The 14,569-nt window shown below is 37.5% G+C and carries 13 protein-coding genes; 4 read left to right on the top strand and 9 right to left on the bottom strand.

The genetic code is table 11. From position 1 onward, the window contains the following. Positions 1 to 2: 2 nt before the first annotated feature. From mnhG to TASI_RS04185, 6 genes are read right to left on the bottom strand one after another with little or no spacing between them, the layout of a single operon-like run. On the bottom strand, positions 3 to 323 hold the full coding sequence (mnhG, locus tag TASI_RS04210) for a monovalent cation/H(+) antiporter subunit G (protein ID WP_014111524.1): 321 nt from the start codon (positions 321 to 323) through the stop codon (positions 3 to 5). Continuing rightward, complete coding sequence (locus TASI_RS04205) at positions 320 to 604, bottom strand: K+/H+ antiporter subunit F (protein WP_014111523.1); 285 nt, start codon at positions 602 to 604, stop codon at positions 320 to 322. Before TASI_RS04205 ends, mnhG begins: the two co-directional genes overlap by 4 nt. After that, positions 601 to 1,086, bottom strand: a complete 486-nt coding sequence (locus tag TASI_RS04200) for a Na+/H+ antiporter subunit E (RefSeq protein ID WP_187286155.1) — start codon at positions 1,084 to 1,086, stop codon at positions 601 to 603. Before TASI_RS04200 ends, TASI_RS04205 begins: the two co-directional genes overlap by 4 nt. Next, complete coding sequence (locus tag TASI_RS04195) at positions 1,086 to 2,750, bottom strand: monovalent cation/H+ antiporter subunit D (protein ID WP_014111521.1); 1,665 nt, start codon at positions 2,748 to 2,750, stop codon at positions 1,086 to 1,088. The genes TASI_RS04200 and TASI_RS04195 overlap by 1 nt, the downstream gene beginning before the upstream one ends. Before the next feature lie 3 nt (positions 2,751 to 2,753). Then, entirely contained in the window at positions 2,754 to 3,086 is a 333-nt protein-coding gene (locus TASI_RS04190) for a Na+/H+ antiporter subunit C (RefSeq protein ID WP_014111520.1), read from the bottom strand. 9 nt (positions 3,087 to 3,095) lie between these two features. Continuing rightward, entirely contained in the window at positions 3,096 to 5,948 is a 2,853-nt protein-coding gene (locus tag TASI_RS04185) for a monovalent cation/H+ antiporter subunit A (protein ID WP_044978055.1), read from the bottom strand. Between the two features lie 47 nt (positions 5,949 to 5,995). Here TASI_RS04185 and TASI_RS04180 point away from each other — a divergent pair, with 47 nt between their 5' ends. From TASI_RS04180 to TASI_RS04165, 4 genes are read left to right on the top strand one after another with little or no spacing between them, the layout of a single operon-like run. Further along, complete coding sequence (locus TASI_RS04180) at positions 5,996 to 6,787, top strand: class I SAM-dependent methyltransferase (protein ID WP_228359729.1); 792 nt, start codon at positions 5,996 to 5,998, stop codon at positions 6,785 to 6,787. A gap of 6 nt (positions 6,788 to 6,793) precedes the next feature. After that, positions 6,794 to 7,528: a pyridoxine 5'-phosphate synthase gene (gene pdxJ / locus TASI_RS04175; protein WP_014111517.1), complete on the top strand. Its 735-nt coding sequence runs from the start codon at positions 6,794 to 6,796 to the stop codon at positions 7,526 to 7,528. A gap of 1 nt (position 7,529) precedes the next feature. Continuing rightward, positions 7,530 to 8,132, top strand: a complete 603-nt coding sequence (locus TASI_RS04170; RefSeq protein WP_081462455.1) for a nitroreductase family protein — start codon at positions 7,530 to 7,532, stop codon at positions 8,130 to 8,132. A 1-nt stretch (position 8,133) separates the two neighbouring features. Next, positions 8,134 to 8,436 carry a hypothetical protein gene (locus TASI_RS04165; RefSeq protein ID WP_044978051.1) on the top strand — a complete coding sequence of 101 codons (303 nt, stop codon included), beginning with the start codon at positions 8,134 to 8,136 and terminating at the stop codon, positions 8,434 to 8,436. A 158-nt stretch (positions 8,437 to 8,594) separates the two neighbouring features. Here the strand turns inward: TASI_RS04165 and TASI_RS04160 are convergent, their stop codons facing one another. The 3 genes from TASI_RS04160 to TASI_RS04150 all read right to left on the bottom strand — a co-directional run bounded on the left by TASI_RS04160 (position 8,595) and on the right by TASI_RS04150 (position 14,569). After that, on the bottom strand, positions 8,595 to 10,043 hold the full coding sequence (locus TASI_RS04160; protein ID WP_014111513.1) for an NAD-dependent succinate-semialdehyde dehydrogenase: 1,449 nt from the start codon (positions 10,041 to 10,043) through the stop codon (positions 8,595 to 8,597). Between the two features lie 64 nt (positions 10,044 to 10,107). Beyond that, positions 10,108 to 11,499 carry an efflux transporter outer membrane subunit gene (locus tag TASI_RS04155; protein ID WP_014111512.1) on the bottom strand — a complete coding sequence of 464 codons (1,392 nt, stop codon included), beginning with the start codon at positions 11,497 to 11,499 and terminating at the stop codon, positions 10,108 to 10,110. Beyond that, a complete protein-coding gene (locus TASI_RS04150) occupies positions 11,483 to 14,569 on the bottom strand; it encodes an efflux RND transporter permease subunit (RefSeq protein ID WP_014111511.1) in 3,087 nt (1,028 codons plus the stop codon). The genes TASI_RS04155 and TASI_RS04150 overlap by 17 nt, the downstream gene beginning before the upstream one ends.

Here is a 14,569-nt window from a genome sequence, read left to right as displayed (position 1 = left end):
TATTATTCGTGATTCCCCAATCTCTCCATTCTAAGAGTGTATGACCTGAGCATAAGTGATGTAGAGATAGGGGAAGTGAGGAACAAAACAAGCACTAAAATAATTTCGTGAAAAAATACTCTATCATGTAAGTAATATGATAGGGTCATAGAAGATATCATCACAAGCAATGTACCTAAGGTGCTTCCTAAGGCAGTAGCATGAACCCGGCTTGAAAAACTTCTAAATCGAACCAATCCAATCGATCCTATCATCGTAATAGTACTTCCGAAAACAAGAAAAATTGCTATTAAAACAGCAACCCAAACAGGTATGTCATTCATGGTTCAATTACCTCACCTCTGAGCAAGAATTTAGCTAGAGCGACGGTTCCAACAAATCCTAGTAATGCCATAAGAAATGCCACTTCATAATACCAAGATGATTTAAATAACATGCCTAAAATCACAATAATAAGCATGCAATTAATATATATTGCATCAAGAGCCCAAGCTCTATCCTCTGGACTAGGACCTTTGAATACTCTTATTGAACTGGCAATGCACCCGAAGGTTAAACAAATTAATGAATAGATAATTGCATAATAAATAATTGTCCAACTCATTCGAAAATCTCCATTAATGGCTTTTCGTACCTTGTCTTTATAGTCTCATACCAAATATGTTCATCGTGTAAATCGAGAACATGCAATCTGAGAATAAAATCTTTTTCTGATAAGCCTGCCCAAACAGTTCCAGGCGTGTAGGTAATAATGCAAGATAAAAAGGCTATGGCGTGAGGGTCTCTTATAGTTAGAGGAATATAGACATAACCAGGATTTACCTCTTTACTTTTAAATAATATTTGCTTAATTAAGATAAAGTTTGAGAAAGTCATATCGTAAAGCACGATAAAACTAAGCTTAATAATCTTAAATATGTTTTTAGGATATGCTAGATGAGGTCGCATTCTTAAGGACAGCATAACCATAATCATGCTGACCAGGCCGCCTAATAGCACTTGAGATAAGTCGGCCGACTTGGCTAGCAATACCCATACTATCGTAAGAAAAATAGTAAGCGGTACCCAAAAAAACAATCTACTCATCAGTGCTCACCTTCGTAACTATAAAAACCAGCAGTTTGCTTAACAGATCGCTTCGAAAAGACGGCCTCAACATACTCTGCTGGATTATCCAAGGATTTTGCGGTGGCATTCATATACACCATAACATCATTTACAAATATAGTAATGTATAAACATAATCCAATTAATAACGCTATTGGCAATGCTTCCCTAATGCTCAATTTTGGTAGATTTAGACTACTATTTGCCCAAAAAACTCGTATACCAGTTCGGCTCATCACAATTACTGTCACGATTCCTGAGAAAATCATAAATCCAACTAAGAACCATGCATATATTGAAGCAGATCCAGATTCTGAACTAGTCAGAGAAACGGCTTGAGATAGTAGGGCAAATTTCGCTATAAACCCTGAAAATGGCGGTAATCCAGCAATTACAAGAGTGCATAGAACAAAAGCTGAGCCTAAAAATGCTAAAGCTGCAGGTATGGATACACCCACAACTTCACCTGAGTAATCCGATTGTTTTTCCTTATCGTCCAAACCGAATGCTTCTAATGTGGTTGCAAGTATGTTTTTAGGGGTATTTTCTGTGCGAGCAATAATCTCAACTAGTAAAAATGCAATAGCAACAGCAATTACAGAACTAACTAGGTAATACAATGACGGGCCAGTTAATGCAACTCCTGGCATACCTAGTGCTGTTAATAAAGTGCCCGAAGAGATAATTACGCAAAAGGCCACCATTCTTGAGAATTTTTTCTCAGATAGAAGCCCTAAAGAGCCGTAAATCAATGTTCCAAGACCTATGAAATATAGCCATTGACCACCAAATGCACCAGGAGCTCCTGTTGGTAATAATAAGGATCCAACTCTTAATAGGGAGTAAATACCTACTTTAGTCATTATCGAAAAGAAAGCGGCTACAGGTGCAACAGCAGACGAATAGGCATTTGTGAGCCAGAAGGATAAAGGCCATGCAGCTGCTTTAATTAGGAACGCGGTCGCCAGAATCGCACATGCAACTTCAAAAAGAGAGCGATAGTCTGAGGACATATTGCCAGCCTTAAGAGCTATATCAGCTATATTTAGTGAGCCAGTCACAGAATATATCATCGAAATACCGATAAGTAATAGGAAAGATCCTATTAAATTTATAACTATATATTGGAAACCAGATGTGACGCGAGCTTGATTAGGGCCATGCAACAAAAGGCCATAAGAAGCGGATAAGAAAATCTCAAAGAAAACAAATAAATTAAATAAATCGCCAGTTAAAAATGCCCCATTAACCCCCATTAATATAAAAGAAAAGAGGGGGTAAAAATGTACTCCAGCTCTGTCCCATAGCGATGTTGCATATATCATGCACATAAGGCCAAGAAAACTAGTTAGAGTAACCATTAAGGCGGATAATCGGTCAACGACAAGCAAGATCCCGTGAGGAGACTCCCAATTTCCTAATAAATATACGTAAATATTATTAGGGGCTAGATCAGGATACTTGCCACTAACAAGCTGCATTAAAACAATAGAAACCCATAGCAATGCAATATTGGAGATAATGGCAATGATTTTATTTAAAGGCCTCCTCTTTTCCTTCAGATATAGCATTAAAGCCCCAGAGAACATGGGGATCAAAATGCATAAAAGCGGTAGATGAGGGAAAAGAAGAGAATCTCTCATGTTTTATTCACCTTGACCATCTACATGGTCAGAACCAGTTAAACCTCTTTGAGCAAGAATCATAACTAGAATTAAAGCTGTTAGGGCAAATCCGATAACAATAGCCGTTAAAACTAATGATTGTGGAACAGGATCGGCATAAACCAAAGAGTCTCCAGTTTTTTGTAAAAGCGGTGCCTTTCCAATAACAAGACGCCCAGTTCCAAAAATAAATAAATTTACGGCATAAGATAACAAACTAATTCCGATAAGTATTTGAAAGGTTCTTTGTCTAAGAAGGAGCCAAACACCTGAGCCAGCTAATATCCCGACGGCGATTGAATAAATAAGTTCCATATATAATCCCTAAGATTTACTAGACCTGAGCGATTGGTGAGCAAGCGCTACAAGCATATATGTGGTAGCACCAATCACTAGCATAAACACACCCAAATCAAATAAAAGAACACTCGAAATATGAATCTCACCTATTAGGGGGAGATAAAAATGATATGCCATTGCTGATAAGAATGGTAAGCCATGAAACATAGGATAAATACCAGCAATTGCGGCACACAACAAACCTGCCGATAGCAAATTATGTGGTCGGATTCGTGAGAGTTCTTCAACCCAACGAATTCCACTTATCATATATTGAATAATTACGCCAATTGCAAAAATAACGCCTGCAATAAACCCGCCACCAGGCAAATTATGACCTCTGAAGAAGAAAAAGTAGGCAATGACACTGATAAGTGGCATGATTAGCCTTGCTAGTACTGTAGGTGCAAGCATTGTGCCATTTGGAAGATATCTATCTTCTGAAATGGGTACAATATCAGGTGAGAGTTGTTTATGCGTTACTTTGGACTCTTGAAGGGTCTCTTTAGGGGGCCTAAATCTACGCAATAATGCATATACTGTTAAAGCCACAATGCCTAAAACTGTAATTTCACCGTAAGTATCGAAGGCCCTAAAATCCACTAATATTACGTTGACCACATTTGTTCCGCCACCTAATGAAAGAGCATTATCTAAAAAGAATTTTCCAACTGATGGAACTGTCTCACGCGTTGTTATTTGATATGTTAAGAATGCTAACCCTAAGCCAACAGTGGTTGCTAGGGCACCGTCTCTTATATATCTTAAATGTTTAGCTGTATAGGCTTCAATTTTTTCTTTTCTGGAAATTCGAGGAAGCCACCTTAGTCCTAAAAGAAGTAAAACTACATTTATAACTTCGATTACCAATTGAGTCAAAGCTAGGTCTGGTGCAGAAAGCCATACAAAAGTCGCACAAGTAATCACACCAGCCACACCAGCTAATACGATTGCCCTAAATCGATTATATTTCGCTTGATAAGCAGCCCCAACTGCACAGGCACATCCTGCTATCCACATCAATGCAAATGGTAAATCAAAATTTAGGGCAGGTAGCCTATACCAATTTTCAAATTGAAGTAGTGGCAATGCTGCTACTACTACAGATACAAAAATGATTGCAAAAATTTGAGATTGCAATCGATTCGAGGAAATATATCCCATAATGGTGTAGGCGATATTATCGATTTTATCTAATATCCAATCAAAAATATCTCGGCCTTCTATTTTTCTTAAACCAATTGGATTGTTAAGCGATACTCTGTTATATGGTCTAACTATTAGATAAACAATAAATCCAAATAGTAAAGCCAAAATACTCATTACTAAAGGAATATTAAATCCATGGAAAACATGAAGACTAAAATCAAAATTGTCATACGGCAGTAAAGTCCGCATAGCAACTTTTAAGATAGGCTCAACAATATATCCTGGAAAAATACCAATAACAATACACATAAAAACTAAAAACGCACTAGGCAATAGCATGAATTTATGCGGGTCATGTGGCATTCTTGGTAAAGCTTTGGGTTCAGGCCCAAAGAAAACTTTAACTATAAATCTATATGAATAAGCGACACTAAAGATACTTGCAACTAAAGCTAATATTGGAAGAATGTATGATTTTGCATCATTTGAGGTCAGTGTTTCTGAGAAGAACATCTCCTTAGAAATAAATCCATTAAGCAATGGGACCCCAGCCATAGCTGCAGCCGCTACGACAGCAAGAGTTGTAGTCAAAGGCATATATCTACGTAAACCGCTTAATATAGACATATCACGGGTACCAGTCTCATGGTCAACAATACCCGTCGCCATAAATAGTGAGGCCTTAAAGGTAGCATGGTTTATCATATGGAAAATCGCTGCCACTAAAGCCAGTTTGCTATTTAGTCCCAGCAATAAAGTTATTAGTCCTAAATGGCTAATGGTGGAATAAGCCAATACAGATTTCATATCTCTTTGAAAGGTGGCAATGTATGCGGCTAGCGTCAAAGAGATTAATCCAGACAGACCTACAGTCCAGAACCATAAATCAGTTCCAGCCATGACAGGCCAAAATCTAGCTAATAATATAACTCCAGCTTTAACGAGTGTCGCTGAATGCAGGTAAGCTGAAACAGGGGTAGGAGCAGCCATTGCATTTGGAAGCCAAAAGTGAAATGGAAATTGTGCACTTTTAGTTAATGCACCAATAACTAGCAAAATTAATATAACTGGATAAAAGGGATGATTAGCTATGAGTTCAGTAGAATCTAAAACAGCTTGATACTCATAGGATCCGACAACATTTCCAATTATAAGCATGGCAGCAAGTAAACTAAATCCGCCCAAAGCTGTTACTGTAAGTGCTATACGTGCACCCCGCTGTGCATCTGATCTATGATGCCAGTAACCGATTAACATAAACGAGCTTAAGGAAGTCATCTCCCAAAAGATTACTAACTGAATTAAATGCCCTGATATCACGACTCCAATCATAGAAGCCATGAAAATCAGAAAGAATGAAAAGAATCTAGGAACTGGATCAGCGGGATCCATGTAATAGCGGGCATAGATAACAACCAAAAAGCCCATAATAGATACTAAAAGAGAGAAAACCCAAGAGAACCCGTCTAGTTGAAAAATGAAATTTAAGCCTAGGAAAGGAAGCCATTCGATTTTTTCAATGATTACTTCGCCTTCAAAAATAGTAGGGGCGTAATAAATTAGGTTTGCAACACAATAAAATGCCACTATACCTGATAACCAGGCTTCTCTGTTGCGTGCGTTAGATGGCAACATCATTGCTATTAAACTAGCTATTAGAGGAACAATTATCAGGCTCGATAAAGACATAACGGGAATAAGTAGATTTTTTATAATTGTATTTTATAAGAATGGAGATGAAATTGAGCAAAAAGAAAGAGAAAATTTTAGAACCGCATCCGGTTTACGATGAGCCTAGTATCTCCATTGAAAATGGTATGAAATTCCTTCATTTTGGAAGCAGGTATATTCAAGGTGCAATGCAGCTTTCGCATCCAAATCATTTGTATTTTAAATATACAAGGCAAATGATGGCTTGGATGATTTTTTTGCCTACTTCGTATGTAAACACTGTAAATTTGCTTGGATTAGGGGCTGGAACACTTCTTAAATCTTGCTTTAGATATTGCCACAGGAAAACGAATTTCAATTGCATAGAATGGAATCCTCAAGTTACACAATGTGCTATCTCAGAATTTAAGCTACCAAATTCTGATCGCATTACAGTTATACATGCAGATGCAAGAGAGTGGATTAAGGCTGACCATCACAAATGTGAAGTTCTACTCGTTGATTTGTACAATTATGAAGGAGAGGGGCCTGTAGCAGGTGATAAACGGTTTTATAGACATTGCTATAAAAATTTAAATGATATTGGGATTATGGCCGTCAATCTCTTTGGATATCATAAAACTTATAAGAAAAATGTAAAAAGAATTAAAGATATATTTGATTTTGTTATTGAATTTAAAGAAACAGAAGACGGTAATAGGATTGTTCTTGGTTTCAAAGGGCCTAAACTATCTATTACATTCGATGAAATTATGCAAAGGGCTAAAGTTATTCAAAATAACACTGAATTGGAAGCTGTAGAAATGGTGAAAGAAATCAGAAAATCCAATAAATCTTTTTTTATCGATGGGGCGTGATTTTAAATGATTAAATTAGGCGTAAATATTGACCACATTGCTACATTAAGACAGCAAAGAGGCACTAAATATCCAGATCCGATAAAGGCAGCTCTCCTAGCAGAATCAGCTGGTGCAGATTTTATTACTCTACATTTAAGAGAAGATAGAAGGCATATTCAGGACAAAGATGTGTTTGAGATGAGAGATAGGCTTTTGACCCATATGAATCTTGAATGTGCTATTACAGATGAGATGATAGGCATTGCCACAAGAGTAAAACCTAAAGATGTTTGCCTTGTTCCTGAAAAGAGGGAAGAATTGACTACTGAAGGTGGTTTGGATGTAGTTTCGCAATTTAATTTAGTGAAATCGGCCGTTGAAAAATTGACTGAAGAGGGGATTTCAGTTTCATTATTTATAGATCCTGAAGCTGAACAAATTAAAGCCGCTAGTGAAGCTGGGGCTGGGATAATTGAGCTACATACAGGGGCTTACGCTCAATATGCAGACTCAAATATATCGGGCAAAGCGACAGAGGAAATAAATAGATTAGAATCTGCAATATCGGTCGCTAAAAATTTAGGACTGAAAGTCAATGCTGGACATGGATTAAACTACGAAAATGTTCAAGAAATAATTAAGATACCAGGCATATCTGAGTTAAATATTGGTCATGCCATCATTGCTCAATCGGTATTTGACGGGTTGTATAAGGCGGTAAGTGATATGGTAGCTTTGATTAGAGTAAATGGGGGATAGGGTGAAAGATACTCAAAAATACGATTTAATTGAATCAATTATCAATCGTTCATCAACTAAGGCAATTTCATATCCAAGTCCTAGTGAAGAGGATTTAGAATTGGCATTTAAAGCGGCTATGTCTGCTCCAGACCATGGGAAACTTAGACCTTGGAGATATCGAATAATTAAAGGGTCAGAGAATATTCATAAATTTACTGAATATGCTATTGACCTTAGGCAAAATTCTGATAATCCATTACCTGAAGAAAAGGTCGTGAATCTTAGAGCTATGTACGAAAAAGTTCCTATGATTATATTAGTGGCTTGCCATATGGATTATCAAAACACACGAATACCTGAGGAAGAGAGAGTCATTGCCACCGCATGCTCTGCAATGAATTTAATCAATTCGCTTGAAAGTATGGGCTATGGTTTATTTTGGTCTACTGGAGTTGCAACCTATTTGGATGAATTTCAAGCCGCTATAGGATTCAATTCTTTGGATTATCGATATATGGGTATGATACTTGTGGGCACTCCTACTGCTCCAAAGGCTTTAAAAGAACGAGCAAACATTAATGCTCATGTCGATATTTGGGACGGTAATTTTGAAATAATTTAATATGAAAGCGATTAAATTTGTTGTCATTATATTTGTCATTTTGGCTGTATTGCTTGGAATTAGAGCTTATAAACACCATAAAAAAATTCGTAAAACTGAAGTAGCAGTGCTTGCACTTAGGAAGGTTAACTACGAAGAATTGTATAAAACCAATCCACTTAAAATATATGAAGATTTAGATAAACATTGGAATGCTACTGTAGGTGCGTATCTTAAAGACGAATTATGGCATGATGAAGAAGTTTATGATGCAGGTCATTTTTTAAAATTAGATGGTGGACTTTTATTGACTCTGATAAAGTAGGAGAAATATATACGAAAATAGCGGATTCATTTCCACTAAAACCGCAATTAGTCAAAATATACGTGGGCCCTAATACTTCAAGAGAACGAAATCCTATTATTAAAGACCCAGATTCATTCTTTAATGGCTATAAGCATATTCTTACAAAATTGGCTGGTTTATATTCCAGAGACTAATATAAATTTAATCTCAACATAGTCCTCTATGCCATATTTAGAACCTTCACGGCCCAATCCCGAGTGCTTAACACCACCAAAAGGGGCGGTTTCGTTTGAGAAATTGCCCGCATTTATACCTACCATTCCATATTCCAATTTTTCTGAAGTGCGTACAATGCGCCCTAAATCGTTGGTATAGACGTAAGAGGCGAGACCATACGGAGTATTGTTTGCCATGGCAATGACTTCGTCTTCATCATCAAATGGGATAATAGCAGCTAAAGGGCCGAAATTCTCCTCCTTGACGACAAGCATATCCTCAGTGACATTTGTAAGAATTGTTGGTTCGTAATACAAGCCTCCTAGTTCTGACACCTTACCGCCAATTTCAATATGAGCGCCCTTTGAAACCGCATCTTCCATATTTTTTTGAATCTTTACTAATGCAGCTTGATCTATAAGCGGACCAGTTGTTGTAGATGCATCAAGCCCAGAGCCAAGCTTCAAGCCCTTAACACGTTTTTTAAATCCACTTAAGAATTCCTCATAAATCCCATCTTGTACAAAAATCCTATCCGCACATGCACAAGTTTGCCCAGCATTTCTAAATTTGCTTACAACAATGCCATCTAGAGCCTTTTCTAGATTCGCATCATCATAAATAATAAAAGGGGCATTTCCGCCTAATTCAAGCGAGACCCGTTTTACAGTGCTCGCACATTGTGCCATAAGTTTCTTACCTATTTCGGTTGATCCAGTAAAACTAAAGTGCTTTATGCGATCGTCTTCAGTTAGTATGTTGGCAATGTCATGGCTTTTCGACGTAATTACATTAAAAACGCCTTCAGGAAAACCTGCTTTATCTGCCAATTCCGCCAAAGCCAAAGCTGAAAGAGGGGTTTTAGAGGAGGGGCGTAAAATAAAAGCACATCCCGCAGCCAGAGCTGGAGCCGCTTTTCGTAAAATCATGGATGAAGGAAAATTCCATGGTGTCACAGCCGCACATAATCCAATAGGCTCCTTAGTCACAATCACACGACGATCATCTGTGGGTCCTGGTATCGTATCCCCATAGATTCTTTTAGCTTCTTCAGAAAACCACTCAATATAAGCCGCCCCCGATTGAATTTCACGCTTAGCCTCAGCCAATGGTTTCCCTTGCTCTATTGTCAAAATTCGTGCTAGATCATCAATATGTTCTAATACAAGTTCGTACCAATTGCGTAATAACTTAGATCTATCTTTAGCTATTGATTTTTTCCATGTCTTTTGTGCTTTATGAGCAAATTCAATCGCATAATGAGCTTGCTCAGTAGAACAATCCGCCACGTTGGCAATGCATTTGCCGTCAGCAGGATTAATTACTTCAAAAGTATCAGTCCCATTTATCCATTTGCCGTTTATATAAGATTCTGTACGAAAGAGGTCTTTGTAATTTAGCTTATCCATGTATCGGTTTTACTATCTATAATTAACTTTACATAATATACATTATGCGAATAATGTATACGAATTATTTTATATTCCCGCCTAAAGCTTTAACTAATTCTATTTGATTCTGTACGAGCTTTAATTTTAAATTTAGATTTTGTATCTCAGAGTTTATATTGCTATTTTGAACTTGTATAACATTTAAATAACTAACCAAACCAGCTTTATATTGATTATTTGTAATCTCTAAAGATTTTCTAGATGAACTCAAGGCTTTAGATTGAATATTCAATTCTCGTGAAGTCATCTCAATTTTTGATAATGCATCCTCGACTTCACGAATCCCTTTAATTACAGTGTCTTTATATGCAGCCACATTTGATCTATATTCGGCTTTGGCTGAATTTAAAGCGGCTTGTTTTGCACCACCATCAAATATGGATAAGACTATAGCTGGTCCTAAGGACCACACTGAAATTGGAGAACTTAAAAGCTCTGTTAAGTTAATCCCTTGATTTGAAGCACTTGCACTAAGGGTTAAATTAGGAAACCAAGCTGATCTAGCGGTTCCAATCTTATAATTTGCCTCTTGAACTTGTTTTTCTGCGATTTGAATATCTGGTCTTAAAGCCAATAAAACACTTGGATATGCTACTGGAATTGAAATAGGCTTAAATTTATAGTTTGTAGGCATCAAATTAAATTCAGCAGGAGTTAAACCTATTAATGTTGATATCGCATTTTCAAGCAAAATTCGACTCGATTGCGTAGAAATTAAGTTTGCCTTTGCATTAAAGAGCTGCATTTCACTAGAAATAACGTCAGCTTTTGCTATAACTCCTTGATTATATTGATTTATATTTATTTGGTGAGATCTTTTAAGATAAGAAATTATCTGTTTGAGAGCATCTATCTTTAAATCTGTAACTCGAAGCATAAAATAAGTGTCAACCAATTGAGCTTGTAGACTTAATTTGGTTTGCTCAAGCATTAATGCTTGCATTTCACTGCCTAATCTTGCGATATTTTCACGATCACTAAATTTACCCCACAAATCAATTTCCCATTTGAGATTAGCTCCATAGCTTACTCTCTCACTTACATTGCGATTAGAGCCGCCAGAGCGATTTGCAGATGCGTCTGCACCTATGTTGGGATAGTATGAGGATTGAGCAGATTGGATTTGTGATAGCGATGCTTGATATTTTGCGTATGATTGTTCAAGTGTGTAGTTTCTTTCGTTTAATTTTTTGATAAGTGAATCCAAAACTGGGTCATCAAATATGGACCACCAATTTTCTTTTGATTTGATCTTAGGAATTTGATCATATGAAACCCAAGCACTAGTATTTATCTTAGTCGCTTTATATTTCTCAGACACATATATATCAGGCACCTTATATTCTGGTGCCATACTACAGGCAGATAGCAAAACAACCGAAATAAAACCTGTTAATTTATGCCTTAGAAGCATTCTTTTTCCTATTGAATAATTTATCGAGATATATAAATATCACTGGAGTAGTATAAAGCGTTAGTATCTGGCTCATTATTAGCCCACCTACAATTGTAATGCCTAGTGGCTGACGCATCTCAACCCCTGCACCTGTAGCTAGTATAAGTGGCAATGCTCCAAAAATCGCCGCAAATGTAGTCATCAAAATCGGACGAAATCGAACTATACACGCTTCGTAAATCGCATCTACTGCCCCTAACCCCTCACCTCTTTGCTTTTGAAGGGCAAAGTCAATCATAATTATGGCATTCTTCTTCACTATACCTATCAGTAAAAATACCCCTATTAATGCGATTATTGAAAATTGCATTTCTGCTAGATGAAGAGCAAGGAAAGCCCCAACACCTGCTGATGGCAATGTTGATAGTATTGTTATCGGATGCACATAGCTCTCATATAAAATTCCTAAAACGATATAAAGCATAATTATCGTAAGCATGAGTACAAGCGGTTGCTGGCCAGAAACCTTGCTATATTTATCGGCTGTGCCAGCGAATTTAGCTTCTATCTCACGTGCAGGTAGTTTAAGAGATTGGATAGTATCTTCAATAGCCTTAGTTGCTTCATCTAATGTGACACCATCTGCTAAATCAAAAGTAATTGATTGAGAAAGCATCCCATCGGTTTGTCGAATTCTGGTAGAAGTATTACTAGTTTCTAATTTTGTAAAAGCACTTAAAGGAACTAAATCTCCGCTTTTCGTAATAAGCGATAAATCCTGCAACACACTTGTATCCTCAGCAAATTCTTTGGCCGCTGAAAGAATAACCTTATACTGATTTAAATCGCTATGAATTGTACTTACAGGGCGAGAACCATATAAATTATTAATTGTGCTAGTGAGTAATCGCATATCAACACCAAGCTGTTTAGCTTTTTCTCTATCTATTACTACTTCAACTTCTAAAGCCCTATCTTCCCTACCATCTGATATATTTTTCAGCTGAGGCATTTTCTTAAATGCTTCTCTAACACGATCAGACCACTTCTCGAGCAGTTTTAAATTAGAGCCTCTTAAAGAATATTCATACACGGCTTCTTGAGACTGCGAGCCCCCTCCTACACCTATATCTTGCTGTGGAACGAGAAACATTCGGGCCCCAGAAACGCCCACTAACTTTTTGCTTAATCTTCCTGCCACCTCTTTAGCATTAAGAGTACGCTCATTAAATGGTTTAAGCTGTATGGAAAGAAAGCTGCTAGAAGCACCGCCTCGACCACCAGCATAGCCACTTACACTTTCAACATTTGGGTCATCCAAAATAATATCCCGATACTTTTGAAGCTTAGGAAGCATGGACTGAAACGAAGTACCCTTGTCGACCCTAAAAAAACCCATTATTACGCCAGTATCTTGTTCTGGGAATAGGCTTTTAGGCAGAGATGCAAATAAAAATACGTTTAAAACAATGACCCCTATCAAAATTAATAAAGTCACAAAACGCATCTTTAAAGCAATCTTAAGAGTCCACTTATAAATTGATAAAGCGAATGCGAGAATATTGCCACATAAACGGAAAACTAAATTTTGCTTACGATCGTTATCATTTTTTCCCTGAAGAATATGGGCACAAAGCATAGGCGTAAGTGTCAATGAAACCAAAAGCGAAATCAAAATAGCAGATGAAAGACTAAAAGAAAATTCAAAAAATAGACGAGCGAGTAATTCATCTAATATTAACAACGGCATGAAAACCAAGATCAATGTAATGCTCATTGTTACTACAGTAGGAGCAACTTCTCGTGCTCCAATCCTAGCCGCTTCCTTAGGCGGCAAGCCCTTCTCGATATATCTAGCTATATTTTCCGTAACTACAATGGAGTCGTCCACAACAAAGCCTGTAGCAACAATAAGTCCCATCAATGAGATAATATTTAAAGAGAATCCCATAAAGTACATAAACACAGATGTACCGAACAATGAGATAGGGACGGCCAGTGCAGGTATGAATGTCGCGCGCCAATCTCGCAAAAACAATAGTACGATTAAAACGACTAGAAACACTGAAATCATTAGCGTTAGCTCAGTTTCATGCAAAGTGGCACGTATACTTGGGCTTCGATCTTGGGATATATTTAGATCCACCGAATCAGGTAATGACACAGCCAAATCATCGATTTGCTCTCTAATAGAATCTACTGTTTCAATAACATTCGCATTTTCTTGCTTGCGAATAATTAATGTCACGGCCTCCTTTTTATTGTAAAAACCGTGGTTGTATTCATTTTCCACAGAATCATAAACATGGGCCACATCTTTAAGACGTACAGCATTATTCCCATTCCATTTGACGATAATGTTCTGAAAATCTGAGGCTTTTTTATAGGTCCCTGAAGTATTTATAAGCCATTGATTATTGTTGTTGGCAATGTATCCGCGAGGATATATCATGTTTGAAGTCGATACTGCAGTTTGAATCTCATTAAGACTGATTCCGTAGGAGCTAAGTTGCTTAGGATTCACCTCAATACGCACTGCGGGCATAGACCCCCCTCCTACATCAACTTCGCCTACACCTGCGACTTGAGAGAGCCTAGGGGCTAGGACATTAGAGGCGACCTCGTATAATCCGCTTAAATCCATCGTATCCGAGCTTAAAGCTAACACCATTATTGGAATCGATGATGGGTTTAGTTTCCTATAGATTGGAGGGGTACGCATATTTGATGGCAATTGTGGACTAGCTTTATTAATGGCTGCTTGTACCTCACGTGCCGCATCGTCTACATTTTTAGATAGCTTAAAAATAACAAAGACAGTTGTTCTACCAGAAGAACTACTGGATGTAATTTGATCCACGCCGGAAATAGAACTAAGGGCTCTTTGCAGAGGCATTGCCACACTAGAGGACATAGTTTCTGGGCTCGCACCAGGCAAACTTGCAGATACAAAAATAGCTGGAATAGCCATATTAGGAAGCGGTGCTACGGGCAAGCGAAAATAAGTTACGACTCCAGCCACAGCCAGAGCCAATGCCAATAGTAATGTGGCAATAGGCCTGCTTATAAATGGACTCGATATACTCAT

It is taken from the genome of Taylorella asinigenitalis MCE3, from assembly GCF_000226625.1.
Taxonomy (GTDB): domain Bacteria; phylum Pseudomonadota; class Gammaproteobacteria; order Burkholderiales; family Burkholderiaceae_B; genus Taylorella; species Taylorella asinigenitalis.
The sequence above is the reverse complement of the archived record's forward strand: the minus strand, read 5'-3'. Positions and strand labels throughout refer to the sequence as shown.